We start from the raw sequence: 15,152 nt of genomic DNA, 5'->3' as shown, positions 1-15,152 counted from the left end.
CCGTCGGCGCAGATGGGGGCCTGGCCGCGGGCGAGCGCGACGAGCACCGCGCGCGGGCGGCGGGAGGGGGCGGAGGCCCTCGCCTACACTGGGGGATCGTGTCAGACAGCAACCCGATCACCGATGAGGCCGTCTCCGCGGCGGTCGCCGACGCCCTCGCCGCCATCGGCGCGGCGGGCGACTCCACCGCTCTGAAGTCCGCCCGAGCCGCCCACCTCGGCGAGGGGTCCGCCCTCGCCCGCCTCAACGCGCAGATGCGCTCCGTCCCGCCCGAGCACAAGGCGGCGTCCGGCAAGCTCGTCGGCGGTGCCCGCAAGCAGGTGGGCGACGCCTACGCCGCCCGCGAGGCCGAGCTCGTCGAGGCCGAGGACGCGGCCGCGCTCGAGGCCGAGCGCGTGGACGTCACCGCCGGCGCCAGCTTCGTGCGCCGCGGCGCCCGCCACCCCCTCTCGCTGCTCCAGGAGTCGATCGCCGACGTGTTCGTCGGGATGGGCTGGGAGATCGCGGAGGGGCCGGAGCTCGAGAACGAGTGGTTCAACTTCGACGCCCTGAACTTCGACGAGGACCACCCGGCCCGAGCCATGCAGGACACCTTCTTCGTCGACCCCGTCGACTCGCACCTGGTGCTGCGCACGCACACCTCGCCGGTGCAGATCCGCTCGATGCTCGAGCGCCCGCTGCCGCTCTACGTGATCGCTCCCGGACGGGTGTACCGCACCGACGAGCTCGACGCGACGCACACGCCCGTGTTCACGCAGTTCGAGGGTCTCGCCGTCGACCGCGGCCTGACCATGGCGCACCTGCGGGGCACCCTCGAGCACGTCGCGCGGATCCTCTTCGGCGACGACGCGCGCATTCGCCTGCGCCCGAACTACTTCCCCTTCACCGAGCCCAGCGCCGAGCTGGACGTCTGGCACCCGACCTTCGTCGGCGGTGCCCGCTGGATCGAGTGGGGCGGCTGCGGCATGGTCAATCCGAACGTGCTGCGCGCGGCCGGGATCGACCCGGAGGAGTACTCCGGGTTCGCCTTCGGCATGGGGATCGAGCGGACCCTGATGTTCCGCAACGACGTGAAGGACATGCGCGACATGGTCGAGGGCGACGTCCGCTTCAGCGAGCAGTACGGGATGGTGATCTGATGCGCATCCCGCTGAGCTGGCTGGGGGAGTACGTCGACCTCGAGCAGGACGTCACGACGGAGTCCGTGCACGCGGCCCTGGTGTCGGTCGGCCTGGAGGAGGAGGACGTCCACCGCTTCGAGGTGACCGGCCCCGTCGTCGTCGGCGAGGTGCTCGACCTCGCTCCGGAGCCGCAGAAGAACGGCAAGACCATCAACTGGTGCCACGTCCGCGTGGCCCCGGAGGGCGGGCGGGCCGCCGACGGCGGAGAGGACGTCCGCGGCATCGTCTGCGGAGCCCACAACTTCGCGGCCGGCGACAAGGTCGTCGTGTCACTGCCGGGCGCGGTCCTGCCCGGGCCGTTCCCGATCTCCGCGCGGAAGACCTACGGGCACGTGTCCGACGGGATGATCGCCTCGAGCCGCGAGCTCGGCCTCGGGGACGACCACGACGGCATCCTCCGCCTCGCCTCGCTCGGGCTCGACCCGGAGCCGGGCACGGACGCCGTCGCGCTCCTCGGTCTCGACGACGCCGCGGTCGAGGTCAACGTGACGCCCGACCGCGGCTACGCCTTCTCGATCCGCGGCATCGCCCGCGAGTACGCCCACGCCACCGGAGCCGCCTTCCGCGACCCCGCTCGGGCGCTCCCTCCGCACGAGCGCACGGAGACGGCCCCCGTCTTCCCCGTGTCCGTGGCCGACGAGGCGCCGATCCGCGGCCGTGTCGGCGCCTCCGTGTTCGTCACGCGCGTCGTTCGGGGCGTCGACGTCTCACGACCGACGCCGCCGTGGATGCTCGCGCGACTGCGACTGGCCGGCGTCCGCTCGATCTCGCTCGTCGTGGACATCACCAACTACGTGATGTTCGAGCTGGGCCAGCCGCTGCACGGCTACGACCTGGCGACCCTGCAGGGCTGCATCGTGGTGCGCCGCGCCGCACCGGGGGAGACCCTCGAGACGCTCGACGGCCAGACCCGGCGCCTGCACGCGGAGGACCTCGTCATCGCCGACGACGGCGGGGCGATCGGCCTCGCCGGAGTGATGGGGGGCGCGCGCACCGAGATCTCGGACGCCACGTCCGACGTCCTGCTCGAGGCGGCGAACTTCGACCCGGTCTCGATCGCCCGGACGGCTCGCCGGCACAAGCTGCCGAGCGAGGCGTCGCGGCGCTTCGAGCGCGGCGTCGACCCCGAGGTGGCCTCGGTCGCCGCGGCCCGCGCGGTGCAGCTGCTCGTGGAGCTCGCCGGCGGCACGGCGGACGAGCTCGGCTCGGTCCTGGCCGACCCGCGCACGGCGGAGCCGGTCGAGCTGCCGGACGGCTACGTCGCAGGCCTCATCGGCGTGGAGTACACCCCGGAGGAGATCCGCGGCGCGCTCGTCGAGATCGGCGCCTCCGTCGAGGCCGGCGGAGCGGGCCTGCTGGTGACTCCGCCGAGCTGGCGCCCCGACCTCGTCGACCGCGCCTCGCTCGCGGAGGAGGTCGCCCGCATCACCGGGTACGACCGCATCCCGGCGATCCTGCCCGTGGCGCCTCCCGGCCGCGGGCTGACCCCGGGCCAGCGGCTGCGCCGCACCCTCGCCCAGGCGCTCGCCGCCGCGGGTCTGACCGAGGTGCTCTCGTACCCGTTCCTCTCGCGCTCGATCAACGACCGGCTCGGCTCGGTCGACGGGGAGCCGCAGGAGCAGATCACGCTCGCCAACCCGCTCGACGCGACCGCGGGCCAGCTGCGGATCTCTCTGCTGCCGGGTCTCGTGCAGGTCGCGGCCCGCAACCGCTCGCGCGGCCTGACGGATCTCGCGGTCTACGAGCTCGGCTCCGTCTTCCTCCCGGTTGCCGGCCGCCCGTTCGGCTCGGGGGCGCTCCCTGCGGGCGGGACGCGTCCGTCCGCGGAGGTCGAGGCCGAGCTGAACGCGGGCATTCCGCCGCAGCCGCGGCACCTCGCGGCGCTGCTCACGGGTGCCGCCGTCGTGCGCCAGCCCGGTGTCGCCGGGCGTGACGTCGACTGGCGCGACGCCCTCGACGTGGTCCGCGAGGTCGCCGCGGCGACCGGCACCGAGCTCGTGCTGCGCCAGGGGGCCCACGCCGCGCTGCACCCGGGCCGCACCGCCGAGGTCGTGCTCGACGGCGCGGTCATCGGGCACGCGGGGGAGCTGCTCCCGGCGCTCGCCGAGGAGCTCGACCTCCCGCGCCGCGTCGCCGTGGTCGAGCTCGACCTCGAGCCGCTGCTCGCGCGGGCCGGGAGGGTCGTCGTGGCCCGTCCGGTGGGCGCGCTGCCCGCCGCGACCCAGGACCTCTCGCTCGTCGTGCCGGTCGGCATCGCGGCAGCCGACGTGCGCGCCGCCGTCGCCGAGGGGGCGGGCGAGCTGCTCGAGGCGATCCGCCTGGTCGACGACTACCGCGGCACCGGGCTCGCCGAGGGGACGAAGTCGCTGACATTCGCGCTGCGCTTCCGCGCGCCGGACCGCACGCTCACCGCGGCCGAGGCGACGGCCGCGAAGGAGAACGGCGTGGCCGTGGCGGCGGAGCGCTTCGGCGTCCGACTCCGCGAGTGAGGCCGGGGGTCCCGTCCGGCTCGGCCGGGCGGGGCCCCGCACCCGCACCGGCTAGGCTCTCGGGCATGACTTTCTCCGTGGCGGTGGCCGGTGCGAGCGGCTACGCGGGCGGCGAGCTGCTGCGACTGCTCGCCGACCACCCCGAGTTCGAGGTGCGCACGGTGACGGCGCACGCCAACGCGGGTCAGCCCCTCGTCGCCGTGCACCCGCACCTCCGCTCGCTCCGCGACCTCGTCCTCGTCGACACGACGACCGGGAACCTCGCCGGGCACGACGTCGTCTTCCTCGCCCTCCCGCACGGGAAGTCGGGCGAGATCACCGCGACCCTGCCCGAGGACGTCCTCGTCGTCGACTGCGGCGCCGACCACCGCTTGACCGACCCGCAGGACTGGGCCGACTTCTACGGGGGCGACTTCGCCGGGGCCTGGCCCTACGGGCTCCCGGAGCTGCTGATCGGCGGCGGCGGACGCAAGCAGCGCGAGGCGCTCGCCGGAGTGCGGCGCATCGCCGTCCCCGGCTGCAACGTCACGGCGATCACGCTCGGCCTGGCCCCCGGCCTGCACGCCGGAGTGATCGAGTCGTCGGACCTCGTCGCGGTCCTCGCCGTCGGACCCTCGGGTGCGGGCAAGAGCCTGCGGATCGACCTCCTCGCCAGCGAGCTCCTCGGCTCCGCGCACGCCTACGGCCTCGGCGGAGCGCACCGCCACAATCCCGAGATCCGGCAGAACCTCCTGCTCGCCGGAGCCGGACCCGTCTCGATCTCGTTCACCCCGGTCCTCGTGCCGATGTCCCGGGGCATCCTGGCGACCTCGACCGCGCGCCTCGCTCCCGGCGTCTCCGCGCAGGACGTGCGCGCCGCGTGGGAGACCGCCTACGGCGACGAGACCTTCGTCCAGCTGCTCCCGGAGGGCTCCTTCCCCCGGACGGCCGACGTGGTGGGGGCGAACACCGCTCTGATCGGACTCGCCGTGGACGAGCGGGCCCGCCGCGTCGTGGTCGTCTCGGCCATCGACAACCTGGTCAAGGGCACCGCGGGCGCGGCCGTCCAGTCCACCAACATCGCCCTGGGACTCCCGGAGTCCCTCGGCCTGAGCGTGAACGGAGTCGCGCCGTGAGCGTCACCGCAGCAGCAGGGTTCCGGGCGGCCGGAGTCGTCGCCGGGCTGAAGTCGACCGGAGCGCGCGACGTCGCGCTCGTGCAGAACCTCGGCCCGCTGCAGAGCGCCGCCGCGGTCTTCACGAGCAATCGCTGCAAGGCGAACCCCGTCCTCTGGAGCGAGCAGGTGATGCGCGACGGCGTCGTCTCGGCGATCGTCCTCAACTCCGGCGGCGCCAACTGCTACACGGGTGCTCAGGGCTTCCAGGTCACCCACCGCACCGCGGAGCTCGTGGGCGAGAGCCTCGAGGTGTCCGCCGGCGACGTGCTGGTGTGCTCCACCGGGCTGATCGGCGACCAGCTCGACCTCGCGAAGCTCACCGCCGGCGTGACCGGCGCCTCCGCCGAGCTCGCCGGGGGACCCGAGGCGGGCGAGGCGGCCGCCCGTGCGATCATGACCACCGACACGGTCCCGAAGCAGGCGGTGGTCCGTTCCGAGCGGGGCTGGAGCATCGGCGGCATGGCCAAGGGCGCCGGGATGCTCGCGCCGGGTCTGGCGACGATGCTGGTCGTGATCACGACCGACGCGGCCCTCGAGTCCGCCGCTCTCGACACCGCCCTGCGTGCCGCGACCCGCGTCACCTTCGACCGCCTCGACTCGGACGGCTGCATGTCGACGAACGACACCGTCGCACTGCTCGCGAGCGGCGCCAGCGGCGTCGAGGCCGACGCCGACGAGTTCACCGAGGCCCTGACCGCGGTCTGCCGCGACCTCACCCTGCAGCTGCAGGCCGACGCGGAGGGCGCCGACCACGACGTCGCGATCCGCGTGCTGAACGCCGCGACCGAGGACGAGGCCGTGGTCGTCGCCCGCGCCGTCTCCCGCAGCAACCTGTTCAAGGCCGCGATCTTCGGCAAGGACCCCAACTGGGGCCGCGTCCTCGCCGCCGTGGGCACGACCGATGCGCAGTTCGACCCGTACGGCATCGACGTCGCGATGAACGGGGTGCAGGTCTGCCTCGCGGGCGAGCCGCACGAGAGCCGCGACCTCGTCGACCTCGCCCCTCGGCAGGTCGCCGTCGACATCGACCTGCACGCCGGCGACGCGACGGCCACGATCTGGACCAACGACCTCACGCACGACTACGTGCACGAGAACTCCGCGTACTCGAGCTGAGGCGGCCATGAGCGACGACACCACCCTCTCGGCCGAGAGCCGCGCCGAGCGCGACGCCGCGCCCGGGAAGGCCGCGACGCTCATCGAGTCGCTGCCCTGGCTGCAGAGCTTCCACGGGCGCACGATGGTAATCAAGTTCGGCGGCAACGCGATGGTGTCGGAGGAGCTGCAGCGCTCCTTCGCCCAGGACATGGTCTACCTGCGCTACGCCGGGATCCGCCCCGTGGTCGTCCACGGCGGCGGGCCCCAGATCTCGCGGATGCTCGACCGGCTCGGGATCGAGAGCGAGTTCCGGGGCGGCTACCGGGTCACGAGCCCCGAGGCGATGGAGGTGGTGCGGATGGTGCTCACCGGCAGCATCAGCCGCGACATCGTCCGCCGGATCAACGAGCACGGCCCCCTCGCCGCCGGTATCTCCGGTGAGGACGCGGGCCTCTTCGTCGGCCGCCGCCGCGGTGTCGTGATCGACGGCGAGGAGCACGACCTCGGACTCGTCGGAGACGTGATCGCCGTGGATCCCGCCGCCGTCCTCGCTCAGCTCGAGGCCGGCCGGATCCCGGTCGTGTCCTCGATCGCCCCCGACTCGGACGACCCCACGCAGTCGCTGAACGTCAACGCCGACGCCGCCGCCGCCGCGCTGGCCGTCGCGCTCGGCGCCGAGAAGCTCGTCGTCCTCACCGACGTGGCCGGCCTCTACTCCGACTGGCCCGACCGCGAGTCGCTCGTCTCGCACATCCGCTCGGACGACCTCGCGGCTCTGCTGCCCTCGCTCGAATCGGGCATGATCCCCAAGATGACCGCCTGCCTCGACGCCGTGCGCGGGGGAGTGCCCAAGGCCGCCATCATCGACGGCCGCATCCCGCACTCGATCCTGCTCGAGGTGTTCACCTCGGAGGGCATCGGCACCGAGGTCGTCGCCTCGCTCGACCCCCGCGACCGGGAGCGAATGTCGGGCCGCTGATCCTCAGCGGCCCCGGCTCCGAGCGCCCGTCCCGTCCGGGACGCGCGCACCGTCGGCCCTCGCGGCCGGACCGCTCCGATCGAAAGGCCACCATGTCCACCCCCACGACCGCGTCCCGCACCGGCTCGGCGCGCGACCGCTACTCCGCCGCGATGATGCAGACCTTCGCGCCGCCGCTCGCCGTGCTCGAGCGCGGCGAGGGCTGCCGGGTCTGGGACGTCGACGGGCGGGAGTACCTCGACTTCCTCGGCGGCATCGCCGTCAACTCGCTCGGCCATGCGCATCCCGTGTTCGTCGAGGCCGTGACGCGCCAGGCCGGTGCGCTCGCCCACGTCTCCAACTACTTCGCGACCGCCCCGCAGATCGAGCTCGCCGAGACCCTGCGCCGCCTCACCGGGGCCGGGGAGACGGGCCGCGTCTACTTCGCCAACTCGGGCACCGAGGCCAACGAGGCGGCCTTCAAGCTGGCGCGGCTGAACGCGGCCGGCGGCCGGCACCGCGTCGTGGCGCTGCAGAACGCGTTCCACGGGCGGACGATGGGCGCGCTCGCTCTGACCGGCAAGGCGGCCATGCGCGCGCCGTTCGAGCCGATGCCGGGAGGGGTCGAGCACCTCGAGGCGAGCATCGAGGCCCTCGAGGCGGCTCTCGACGAGTCCGTCGCCGCGCTGATCGTCGAGCCCATCCAGGGGGAGGCGGGCGTCATCCCGCTGCCGGCCGGCTACCTCGAGCGCGCGCGGGAGCTCACCCGCGAGCACGGCGCGCTGCTCATCGTCGACGAGATCCAGACCGGGGTCGGGCGGACCGGACGCTGGTTCGCCTACCAGGAGGCGGGGATCCTGCCCGACGCCGTCACCCTGGCCAAGGGGCTCGGCGGAGGCTTCCCCGTCGGAGCGCTGGTGACCTTCGGCGAGGCGTCCGATCTCCTGCAGAAGGGCCACCACGGCAGCACCTTCGGCGGCAATCCGCTCGCGACCGCCGTGGCCGGAGCCGTGCTCGCCGAGATCGAGCGCGCCGACCTTCTCGGCAACGCGCGGGAGCGCGGGGCGCAGATCGTCGACGCGCTGACCGCTCTCGACTCGCCCCTGATCGGAGGGGTCCGCGGCGCGGGCCTCCTCCTGGGCATCGCCCTGACCCGGCCGGTCGCCGCCGAGCTCGCCGCCGCCTGCCTCGACGCCGGCCTGATCGTGAACGCGGCGAACGACTCGAGCATCCGGCTCGCGCCTCCGCTCGTGGTGACCGCCGCCGACGTCGCCGAGTTCGCCGAGCGCTTCGGCCGCGCACTGCAGACCCTCTGACCCCGTACCTCCACCGAAAGCGACCAGCACCGTGACCCGCCACTTCCTCCGCGACGACGACATCACTCCCGCCGAGCAGGCCGAGATCCTCGACCTCGCCCTCGAGCTCAAGCGCGACCGCTTCTCCCGGAAGCCCCTCGCCGGGCCGCAGACCGTCGCCGTGATCTTCGACAAGTCCTCCACGCGCACCCGTGTCTCCTTCGCGGTCGGCATCGCCGATCTCGGCGGCAGCCCCCTGATCATCTCGACCGCGAGCAGCCAGCTCGGCGGCAAGGAGACCGCCTCCGACACGGCGCGGGTCCTGGAGCGCCAGGTCGCCGCCATCGTATGGCGCACCTACGCGCAGTCGGGCCTGGAGGAGATGGCGCGCAGCACGCGCGTGCCGGTCGTCAACGCGCTCTCGGACGAGTTCCACCCGTGCCAGCTCCTCGCCGACCTGCTGACCATCCGCGAGCACCGCGGTCACCTCGCGGGACTCACGCTCACGTTCTTCGGCGACGGAGCGAGCAACATGGCGCACTCGTACCTCCTGGCGGGGGCCACGGCCGGCATGCACGTCCGCATCGTCTCCCCGGAGTCGTACTCGCCGGACGCGGCGGTCCTGGCCGATGCGCAGCGCATCGCCGCGACCACCGGCGGATCGGCGATCACCACGACCGACCCCGACGAGGGCGCGGCCGGCTCCGACATCGTGATCACGGACACGTGGGTGTCGATGGGCAAGGAGGACGAGAAGGCGGCGCGCGTCGCGACCTTCGGCGCCTACCGGGTCGACGCCGCCACGATGGCCGCTGCCGCTCCCGACGCGCTGTTCCTGCACTGCCTGCCCGCGGACCGCGGCTACGAGGTGACCGCCGACGTGATCGACGGCCCGCAGAGCGTGATCTGGGACGAGGCGGAGAACCGCCTGCACGCGCAGAAGGCCCTGCTCGTGTGGCTCCTGGAGCGCGCCGGCACCGCCGACGCCGCTCAGTAGACTCGACAGCCGAACCCGAGGAGAACCATGACGGAACGACCCTCCGCCCGCGCGGGCGAGGCCGGAGCCCTCTGGGGCGGCCGCTTCGCCGGCGGCCCCTCGCCCGAGCTCGCCGCGCTCTCGAGGTCGACCCACTTCGACTGGCAGCTCGCCCCCTACGACCTCGCCGGCTCCCGCGCCCACGCCCGGGCGCTCGCCGGAGCGGGCTACCTCGACGACGCCGAGCTCACCGCGATGCTCGCGGCGCTCGACCGGCTCGAGGCTGCCGTCGCCGACGGGAGCTTCGCCGCCGACGAGTCCGACGAGGACGTGCACGGCGCCCTCGAGCGCGGCCTGATGCTCGAAGCCGGTCCCGAGCTCGGCGGCAAGCTCCGCGCGGGGCGCTCGCGCAACGACCAGATCGCCACCTTCGTCCGGATGTACCTCCGCGACCACGCGGCGCTCGTCTCGGAGCTGGTGGTGCAGCTCATCGACGCCCTCGCCGCGCAGGCGTCGGCGCACCCGACGGCGATCATGCCCGGGCGCACCCACCTCCAGCACGCTCAGCCCGTGCTCCTCGCGCACCATCTGCTCGCCCACGGCTGGGCGCTGCTGCGCGATCTGGAGCGCCTGCGGGACTGGGCCGTCCGGGCGGACGTCTCGCCCTACGGCTCGGGCGCCCTCGCCGGCTCGACCCTCGGCCTGGACGCCGAGGCGGTCGCCCGCGATCTCGGCTTCGCGTCGAGCGTGCCGAACTCGATCGACGGGACGGCCAGCCGCGACCTCGTCGCCGAGTTCGCCTTCGTCGCCGCCATGATCGGGATCGACGTCTCGCGCATCGCGGAGGAGGTCATCCTCTGGAACACGCGGGAGTTCGCCTTCGTCACGCTCGACGACGGCTACTCGACCGGGTCCTCGATCATGCCGCAGAAGAAGAACCCCGACATCGCCGAGCTCGCCCGGGGGAAGTCCGGCCGGCTGATCGGCAACCTCACCGGGCTGCTCGCGACCCTCAAGGCGCTGCCGCTCGCCTACAACCGCGACCTGCAGGAGGACAAGGAGCCGGTCTTCGACTCGGTGACGACCCTCGAGGTCCTGCTGCCCGCGTTCACCGGCATGATCGCGACCCTCACCTTCCACACCGACCGGATGGCGGAGCTCGCGCCCCAGGGCTTCTCCCTCGCGACCGACGTGGCCGAGTGGCTCGTGAAGAAGCACGTGCCCTTCCGGGACGCCCACGAGATCACCGGTGAGCTGGTCAAGCTGGCGGAGTCGCAGGGGAGGGGGCTCGAGGATCTCGACGACGCCGCGCTCGCCTCGGTGTCGCCGCTGCTCACTCCAGACGTGCGGTCGGTCCTCAGCATCGAGGGATCGGTGGCGAGCCGGGACGGTGTCGGCGGCACGGCTCCCGACCGCGTCGCGGAGCAGCTCGCCCGGCTGACCGAGCGCGTCCGGGTCGTGCGCGGATCCCTCCGAGGGGAACGCCCGTGACTCTTCGAGGAGCGCCGGGCGACGACGGCCGTCCGCCGCTGCGGCCCTGGCAGCAGCGGACTCTGGTGCTCGTCGCCGCAGTCGTCATCGTCGCGGTGATCGTGATCACCCTCGTGTCGGGCCAGAGCTTCTTCTGAGCGCCGACCTCCCCGACCTCGCGCGCTCGGCCCTCGAGGTGGCACCGGAGCTGCTCGGCCGCGTCCTCCTGCACCGCACGCCGGAGGGCGTGGTCGGCGTCCGGCTGACCGAGGTCGAGGCGTACCTCGGAACCGGTGAGGATCCGGGCTCGCATGCGCACCGCGGACCGACACCCCGGACGGCTCCCATGTTCGGTCCGCCCGGGTCCGTGTACGCGTACTTCACCTACGGGATGCACACCTGCGTGAACATCGTCTGCTCCCCGGCGGGCACGGCGTCGGCGGTGCTGCTGCGCGCCGGCGAGGTCGTATCGGGGGAGGATCTCGCGATGATCCGGCGCGGACCCGTTCGCAGCCGGGATCTGGCCCGCGGACCCGCACGGCTGGCGAAGGCCCTCGGAGTCCGTCTCACCGAGTCGGGCGACCCACTCGAGGCGGCGTTCGAGCTGCTGCCGGGGGAGAGGCCGTCCTCCGTGGCGGCGGGCCCGCGCACCGGCGTCTCGGGCCCGGGCGGCGGGGACGACTTCCCGTGGCGCTTCAGCATCCCGGGCGACCCCACCGTCTCGCCCTACCGGAGAGCAGTGCCCCGGCGGCGGCCCGGAGCTCAGCCCGCGAGGTAGAGCCGGGCGAGAACGCCGAGAGCCGCCGCCCAGGCGAGGCTCGCCAGCGTGCCGATGATGAACCGCTCGCGCGCCTCCGGGGAGGCGAGCTCGCTGAAGCGGCCGACGCCCTTGATCGCCACCACGACCGCGATCCCCTCGGGGAGACCGCTCATCAGTGCGCCGGCCGTCGCGATCCGCTCGAGGACCCCGATCGTCGTCCCCCCGCGCAGCACCTCGATCGGCTGGCCGATCGCCGAGGGCGCGCTCCCGGCGGCGGGGCGGGAGGTTCCGGCGACCATGATGCCGCCGTGGCTGCCGCTGCGGGAGTCGGCCGTCGCGAGCCGGAGGGTGAGCAGCACGACCGGCCCGCCGCCCGCGATCGCCAGCGCGAAGGCCAGCACCGCCACCAGGACGGAGTGGATCGGGGGCGCGGACGGTCCGGCGACCGCCGTGAGCAGGAAGGCGGCGGCCGCCGCCACGAGGGGGATCCAGGCGAGCTGCGGACGGCGAAGGCGCACGGCGAGCACCGCACCGGCGAGTCCGGCGAGCAGCACGAGCACCACGCCCGTCCACGAGGCGGACTGCAGCGCGGAGGCGAGGAGCAGGGCGGGGGATCCGGGGGGTGCCGTCATCGGGGTGTCCTCTCGTCGGTGGGGTCGAGCGTACGGTCAACCACTGTCAGCAGGCGCGCGAGCGCGTCACGGGCGGGAGCGTCGACTCGAGCACTCGCCGCGCGGACCCGGAGGCTGACCGCCTGCGGGCTGACGGCGAGGCGCTCGGCCGCATCCTTCTGGGAGAGGCCGCTCTCGAGCAGGTCGACGATCTGCCAGCCGGCCTCGGAGCGCGCGTCGCGCAGCAGGAGGAGCGGATCGATCAGCGCCTGGACGTCCGCCGGTGCCGGCGCCGCCGTTCCCGGTGCGTCCGGATCGAGGGAGAAGCGCGTCGGCCGGCCCTTCGCCGCCTCGACCGCCCGGCGCGCCGCGAAGTACGCCTCCCCGGTCGCCGCTCTCGTGGTCGCGGGGAGTGGCCGGTCGACGGGGCCGATCCCGAGGCCGATGCTCCAGTGGCCGGTCCGGTGCAGCTCGAGCACGAGCGCGACGACGGCATCGGCCCGGTCGAGCACGCACTGGAACTCGTCGCCCGCCGTCCGCTCCGGGGGCAGGACGAACGACGCCCGACCGTCGTCGATCAGGCTCGCGATCGCCTGGTCCACGCGGTCGTGGTCGTGCCTGCTGTCGCGCTGATCCGCGGTGATGACGAACATCGGACCTCCTCGATCAAGTATCGGCACTTGATCGCCCCGGATCAAGCCTGTGCGCTTGACTCCCGGAGACCGGCTCCTTCCCGCCGCGGTAGCCTGGTCGGGTGATCGACCAGCACCTCCCCGGGTCCGCGACGAGCCCGCGGCTCGACCCCGCCTTCGACTCCGTGTGGGACGAGCTGGTCTGGCGAGGCTCGGTGCACGTGTCGACCGATGCGGGAGCGTTGCGCGAGCTGCTGTCGGGGGAGCCGATCACCTACTACTGCGGGTTCGACCCGACCGCGCCCAGCCTCCACCTCGGGAACCTGGTGCAGCTGATCGTCATGCGCCGGCTCCAGCTGGCCGGGCATCGGCCGCTCGGGCTCGTCGGCGGCTCGACCGGGCTGATCGGGGATCCGCGTCCGACGGCCGAGCGGACGCTGAACTCGCGCGAGACGGTGACGGCGTGGGTCGAGCGCCTCCAGGCGCAGGTGTCCCGGTTCGTTCCCGCGGGCGGCGACAACGGGCTGCGCCTGGTCAACAACCTCGACTGGACCGCTCCGCTGTCGGCGATCGACTTCCTGCGGGAGATCGGGAAGCACTTCCGTGTGGGGACGATGCTCAAGAAGGACGCGGTCAGCGCCCGCCTCAACTCCGACGCGGGGATCAGCTACACCGAGTTCAGCTACCAGATCCTGCAGGGACTCGACTACCTGGAGCTCTACCGGCAGTACGGGTGCGTCCTGCAGACCGGCGGCAGCGACCAGTGGGGCAACCTGACGAGCGGGACCGACCTGATCCACCGCACGGAGGGCGTGTCGGTCCACGCGATCGGCACACCGCTGGTGATGAACTCCGACGGCACCAAGTTCGGCAAGAGCGAGGGCAACGCCGTCTGGCTCGACTCCGAGCTCACCAGCCCGTACGCGTTCTACCAGTTCTGGGTCAACACGGACGACCGTGACGTCGCCGACCGCCTGCGGATCTTCACCTTCCTGCCGCGCACGGAGATCGAGCGCCTGGAGAAGGCCGCTGCCGACGAGCCGTTCCGCCGGGAGGCGCAGCGCGCGCTCGCCTGGGAGGTCACGTCGCTGGTGCACGGAGCGGAGGCGACGCGCTCGGTGATCGACGCCTCGGCCGCGCTCTTCGGCAAGGGCTCGCTCGAGGGGATCGACCCGGTCATCCTCCGCGGCGCACTCGAGGCGGTGCCCTCGATGGAGGCGACCCCGGAGACGCCGGCGCTGCAGGCGTTCGTCGAGACCGGACTCGTCGCCAGCACGGGGGAGGCGCGGCGGGCTCTCGCCCAGGGCGGGCTCTCGGTGAACAACACCGCCCTCCCGTCCGAGACCGTCACGCTCGGCGAGCTCCCGTTGATCGATGGGATCGCCGTCCTCCGTCGCGGCAAGAAGAGCTTCGCCGGGGCCTTCGTCCGCTGACCGCGTGCCCGCTCTCCTCGAGCGGACGCGGATGATGACGGCGTCGGCGGTCTCATCAACACGGTGTCCCGTGTCCCGTGTCCGGTGTCCGGTGTCCGGTGTCCGGTGTCCGGTGTCCGGTGTCCGGTGTCCGGTGTCCGGTGTCCGGTGTCCGGTGTCCGGTGTCCGGTGTCCGGTAGCCGGTAGCCGGTAGCCGGTAGCCGGTAGCCGGTAGCCGGTAGCCGGTAGCCGGTAGCCGGTAGCCGGTAGCCGGTAGCCGGTAGCCGGTAGCCGGTGTCGGGTACCGAGTCGGACACTCAGCGACGCACGGCCCCTGAATCGCGACACGCCCGGGACGCAGGCGATTTGCCGCTCGGCCGAGGCCCGACGTAATGTAACTCCTCGTCACCCCAAAGGAGCGGCAAGCGGGAGTCAGGCGCGGAGCGTCGAGACCAGCTGGCCCACCTCAAGCGGGGACCATCCCCTCGCTCCCAGGCCTGTTAGAGATTCGTCTCTTGAAGACTGCGGGATCGCGAGCGTAAGATGCAAAGCCTCCACGGGACACGGTCCCGGCTTCGTTGCAAGGCCTCACGGCCGAGCCCGGTGCAGCGGTGCGGTCCTCGATCGTGCAGCGAACACCACGAAGAAGCCGGACTTGACACGGCCTGCGGATGTGCTAAGTTAGTCGAGTTGCCACGGAGGCGATCGGGACTTCGGTCCTGACAAGCCTAACCGGTCTCGGCAAGCAAGACAAATCGAGTGGCTCACGCCCTCGTACAGCAATCTTCGATCACTTTCGTTGTGAAGCACCGTTCTGGTGTGGAGGCGGGATGTGTCCGATTCTTGAGAACTCAACAGCGTGCACTATGTTCAATGCCAATTTTATACCCCGGCCTTGATCTTCGGATCGGGTTGGGATTCCTTTGGAAATTGATGTCAGCTTCCGGCTTTCGGGTCGGAGAGATGTCTTATTTGCTAGAGGTCAAACTTGACTCTCCTTCTCTTCGGGGTTGGGGGTCGTAATTTTTTTACGGAGAGTTTGATCCTGGCTCAGGACGAACGCTGGCGGCGTGCTTAACACATGCAAGTCGAACGATGAAGCCCAGCTTGCTGG

General features: G+C 72.5%; 13 protein-coding genes and 1 rRNA gene. 12 read left to right on the top strand and 2 right to left on the bottom strand.

Annotated elements, in window-relative coordinates; all coding sequences use genetic code 11:
* Positions 1–98 precede the first annotated feature (98 nt).
* From pheS to C5C54_RS05525, 10 genes are all read left to right on the top strand, one after another.
* Positions 99–1,139, top strand: a complete 1,041-nt coding sequence (gene pheS / locus C5C54_RS05565; protein ID WP_104250188.1) for a phenylalanine--tRNA ligase subunit alpha — start codon at positions 99–101, stop codon at positions 1,137–1,139.
* Positions 1,139–3,670 carry a phenylalanine--tRNA ligase subunit beta gene (pheT, locus tag C5C54_RS05560; protein ID WP_104287943.1) on the top strand — a complete coding sequence of 844 codons (2,532 nt, stop codon included), beginning with the start codon at positions 1,139–1,141 and terminating at the stop codon, positions 3,668–3,670. Before pheS ends, pheT begins: the two co-directional genes overlap by 1 nt.
* A gap of 65 nt (positions 3,671–3,735) precedes the next feature.
* The gene (gene argC / locus C5C54_RS05555; RefSeq protein WP_104287942.1) at positions 3,736–4,785 is read left to right on the top strand and encodes an N-acetyl-gamma-glutamyl-phosphate reductase; all 1,050 of its coding nucleotides are present in this window, start codon (positions 3,736–3,738) and stop codon (positions 4,783–4,785) included.
* Complete coding sequence (gene argJ, locus C5C54_RS05550; protein WP_104287941.1) at positions 4,782–5,942, top strand: bifunctional glutamate N-acetyltransferase/amino-acid acetyltransferase ArgJ; 1,161 nt, start codon at positions 4,782–4,784, stop codon at positions 5,940–5,942. Before argC ends, argJ begins: the two co-directional genes overlap by 4 nt.
* A 7-nt stretch (positions 5,943–5,949) precedes the next feature.
* A complete protein-coding gene (gene argB, locus C5C54_RS05545) occupies positions 5,950–6,903 on the top strand; it encodes an acetylglutamate kinase (protein ID WP_104224497.1) in 954 nt (317 codons plus the stop codon).
* Positions 6,904–6,995: 92 nt separating this feature from the next.
* On the top strand, positions 6,996–8,198 hold the full coding sequence (locus C5C54_RS05540) for an acetylornithine transaminase (RefSeq protein WP_104287940.1): 1,203 nt from the start codon (positions 6,996–6,998) through the stop codon (positions 8,196–8,198).
* Between the two features lie 31 nt (positions 8,199–8,229).
* Positions 8,230–9,174 carry an ornithine carbamoyltransferase gene (argF, locus tag C5C54_RS05535; protein ID WP_104238645.1) on the top strand — a complete coding sequence of 315 codons (945 nt, stop codon included), beginning with the start codon at positions 8,230–8,232 and terminating at the stop codon, positions 9,172–9,174.
* Between the two features lie 27 nt (positions 9,175–9,201).
* On the top strand, positions 9,202–10,644 hold the full coding sequence (argH, locus tag C5C54_RS05530; protein WP_104287939.1) for an argininosuccinate lyase: 1,443 nt from the start codon (positions 9,202–9,204) through the stop codon (positions 10,642–10,644).
* Entirely contained in the window at positions 10,641–10,781 is a 141-nt protein-coding gene (locus C5C54_RS17890; RefSeq protein ID WP_160034127.1) for a hypothetical protein, read from the top strand. The genes argH and C5C54_RS17890 overlap by 4 nt, the downstream gene beginning before the upstream one ends.
* Positions 10,778–11,401, top strand: coding sequence for a DNA-3-methyladenine glycosylase (locus C5C54_RS05525; RefSeq protein ID WP_104226321.1), 624 nt, complete (start codon positions 10,778–10,780; stop codon positions 11,399–11,401). Before C5C54_RS17890 ends, C5C54_RS05525 begins: the two co-directional genes overlap by 4 nt.
* On the opposite strand, the gene C5C54_RS05520 is transcribed toward C5C54_RS05525, so the two are convergent.
* On the bottom strand, positions 11,386–12,015 hold the full coding sequence (locus C5C54_RS05520; protein WP_258059401.1) for a hypothetical protein: 630 nt from the start codon (positions 12,013–12,015) through the stop codon (positions 11,386–11,388). The genes C5C54_RS05525 and C5C54_RS05520 overlap by 16 nt on opposite strands.
* Positions 12,012–12,647: a DNA-binding protein gene (locus C5C54_RS05515; protein ID WP_104255580.1), complete on the bottom strand. Its 636-nt coding sequence runs from the start codon at positions 12,645–12,647 to the stop codon at positions 12,012–12,014. The genes C5C54_RS05520 and C5C54_RS05515 overlap by 4 nt, the downstream gene beginning before the upstream one ends.
* A 101-nt stretch (positions 12,648–12,748) precedes the next feature.
* Between C5C54_RS05515 and tyrS the strand changes: the two genes are divergently transcribed.
* Positions 12,749–14,059: a tyrosine--tRNA ligase gene (gene tyrS, locus C5C54_RS05510; protein WP_104224503.1), complete on the top strand. Its 1,311-nt coding sequence runs from the start codon at positions 12,749–12,751 to the stop codon at positions 14,057–14,059.
* A gap of 1,006 nt (positions 14,060–15,065) precedes the next feature.
* Positions 15,066–15,152 (top strand): 16S ribosomal RNA (locus C5C54_RS05500); the annotation flags it as partial.

The sequence above is a fragment of the Rathayibacter sp. AY1F2 genome, assembly GCF_002930885.1.
Taxonomy (GTDB): domain Bacteria; phylum Actinomycetota; class Actinomycetes; order Actinomycetales; family Microbacteriaceae; genus Rathayibacter.
Note: the sequence above shows the minus strand (reverse complement) of the source record. Positions and strands in the feature narration are given on the sequence as shown.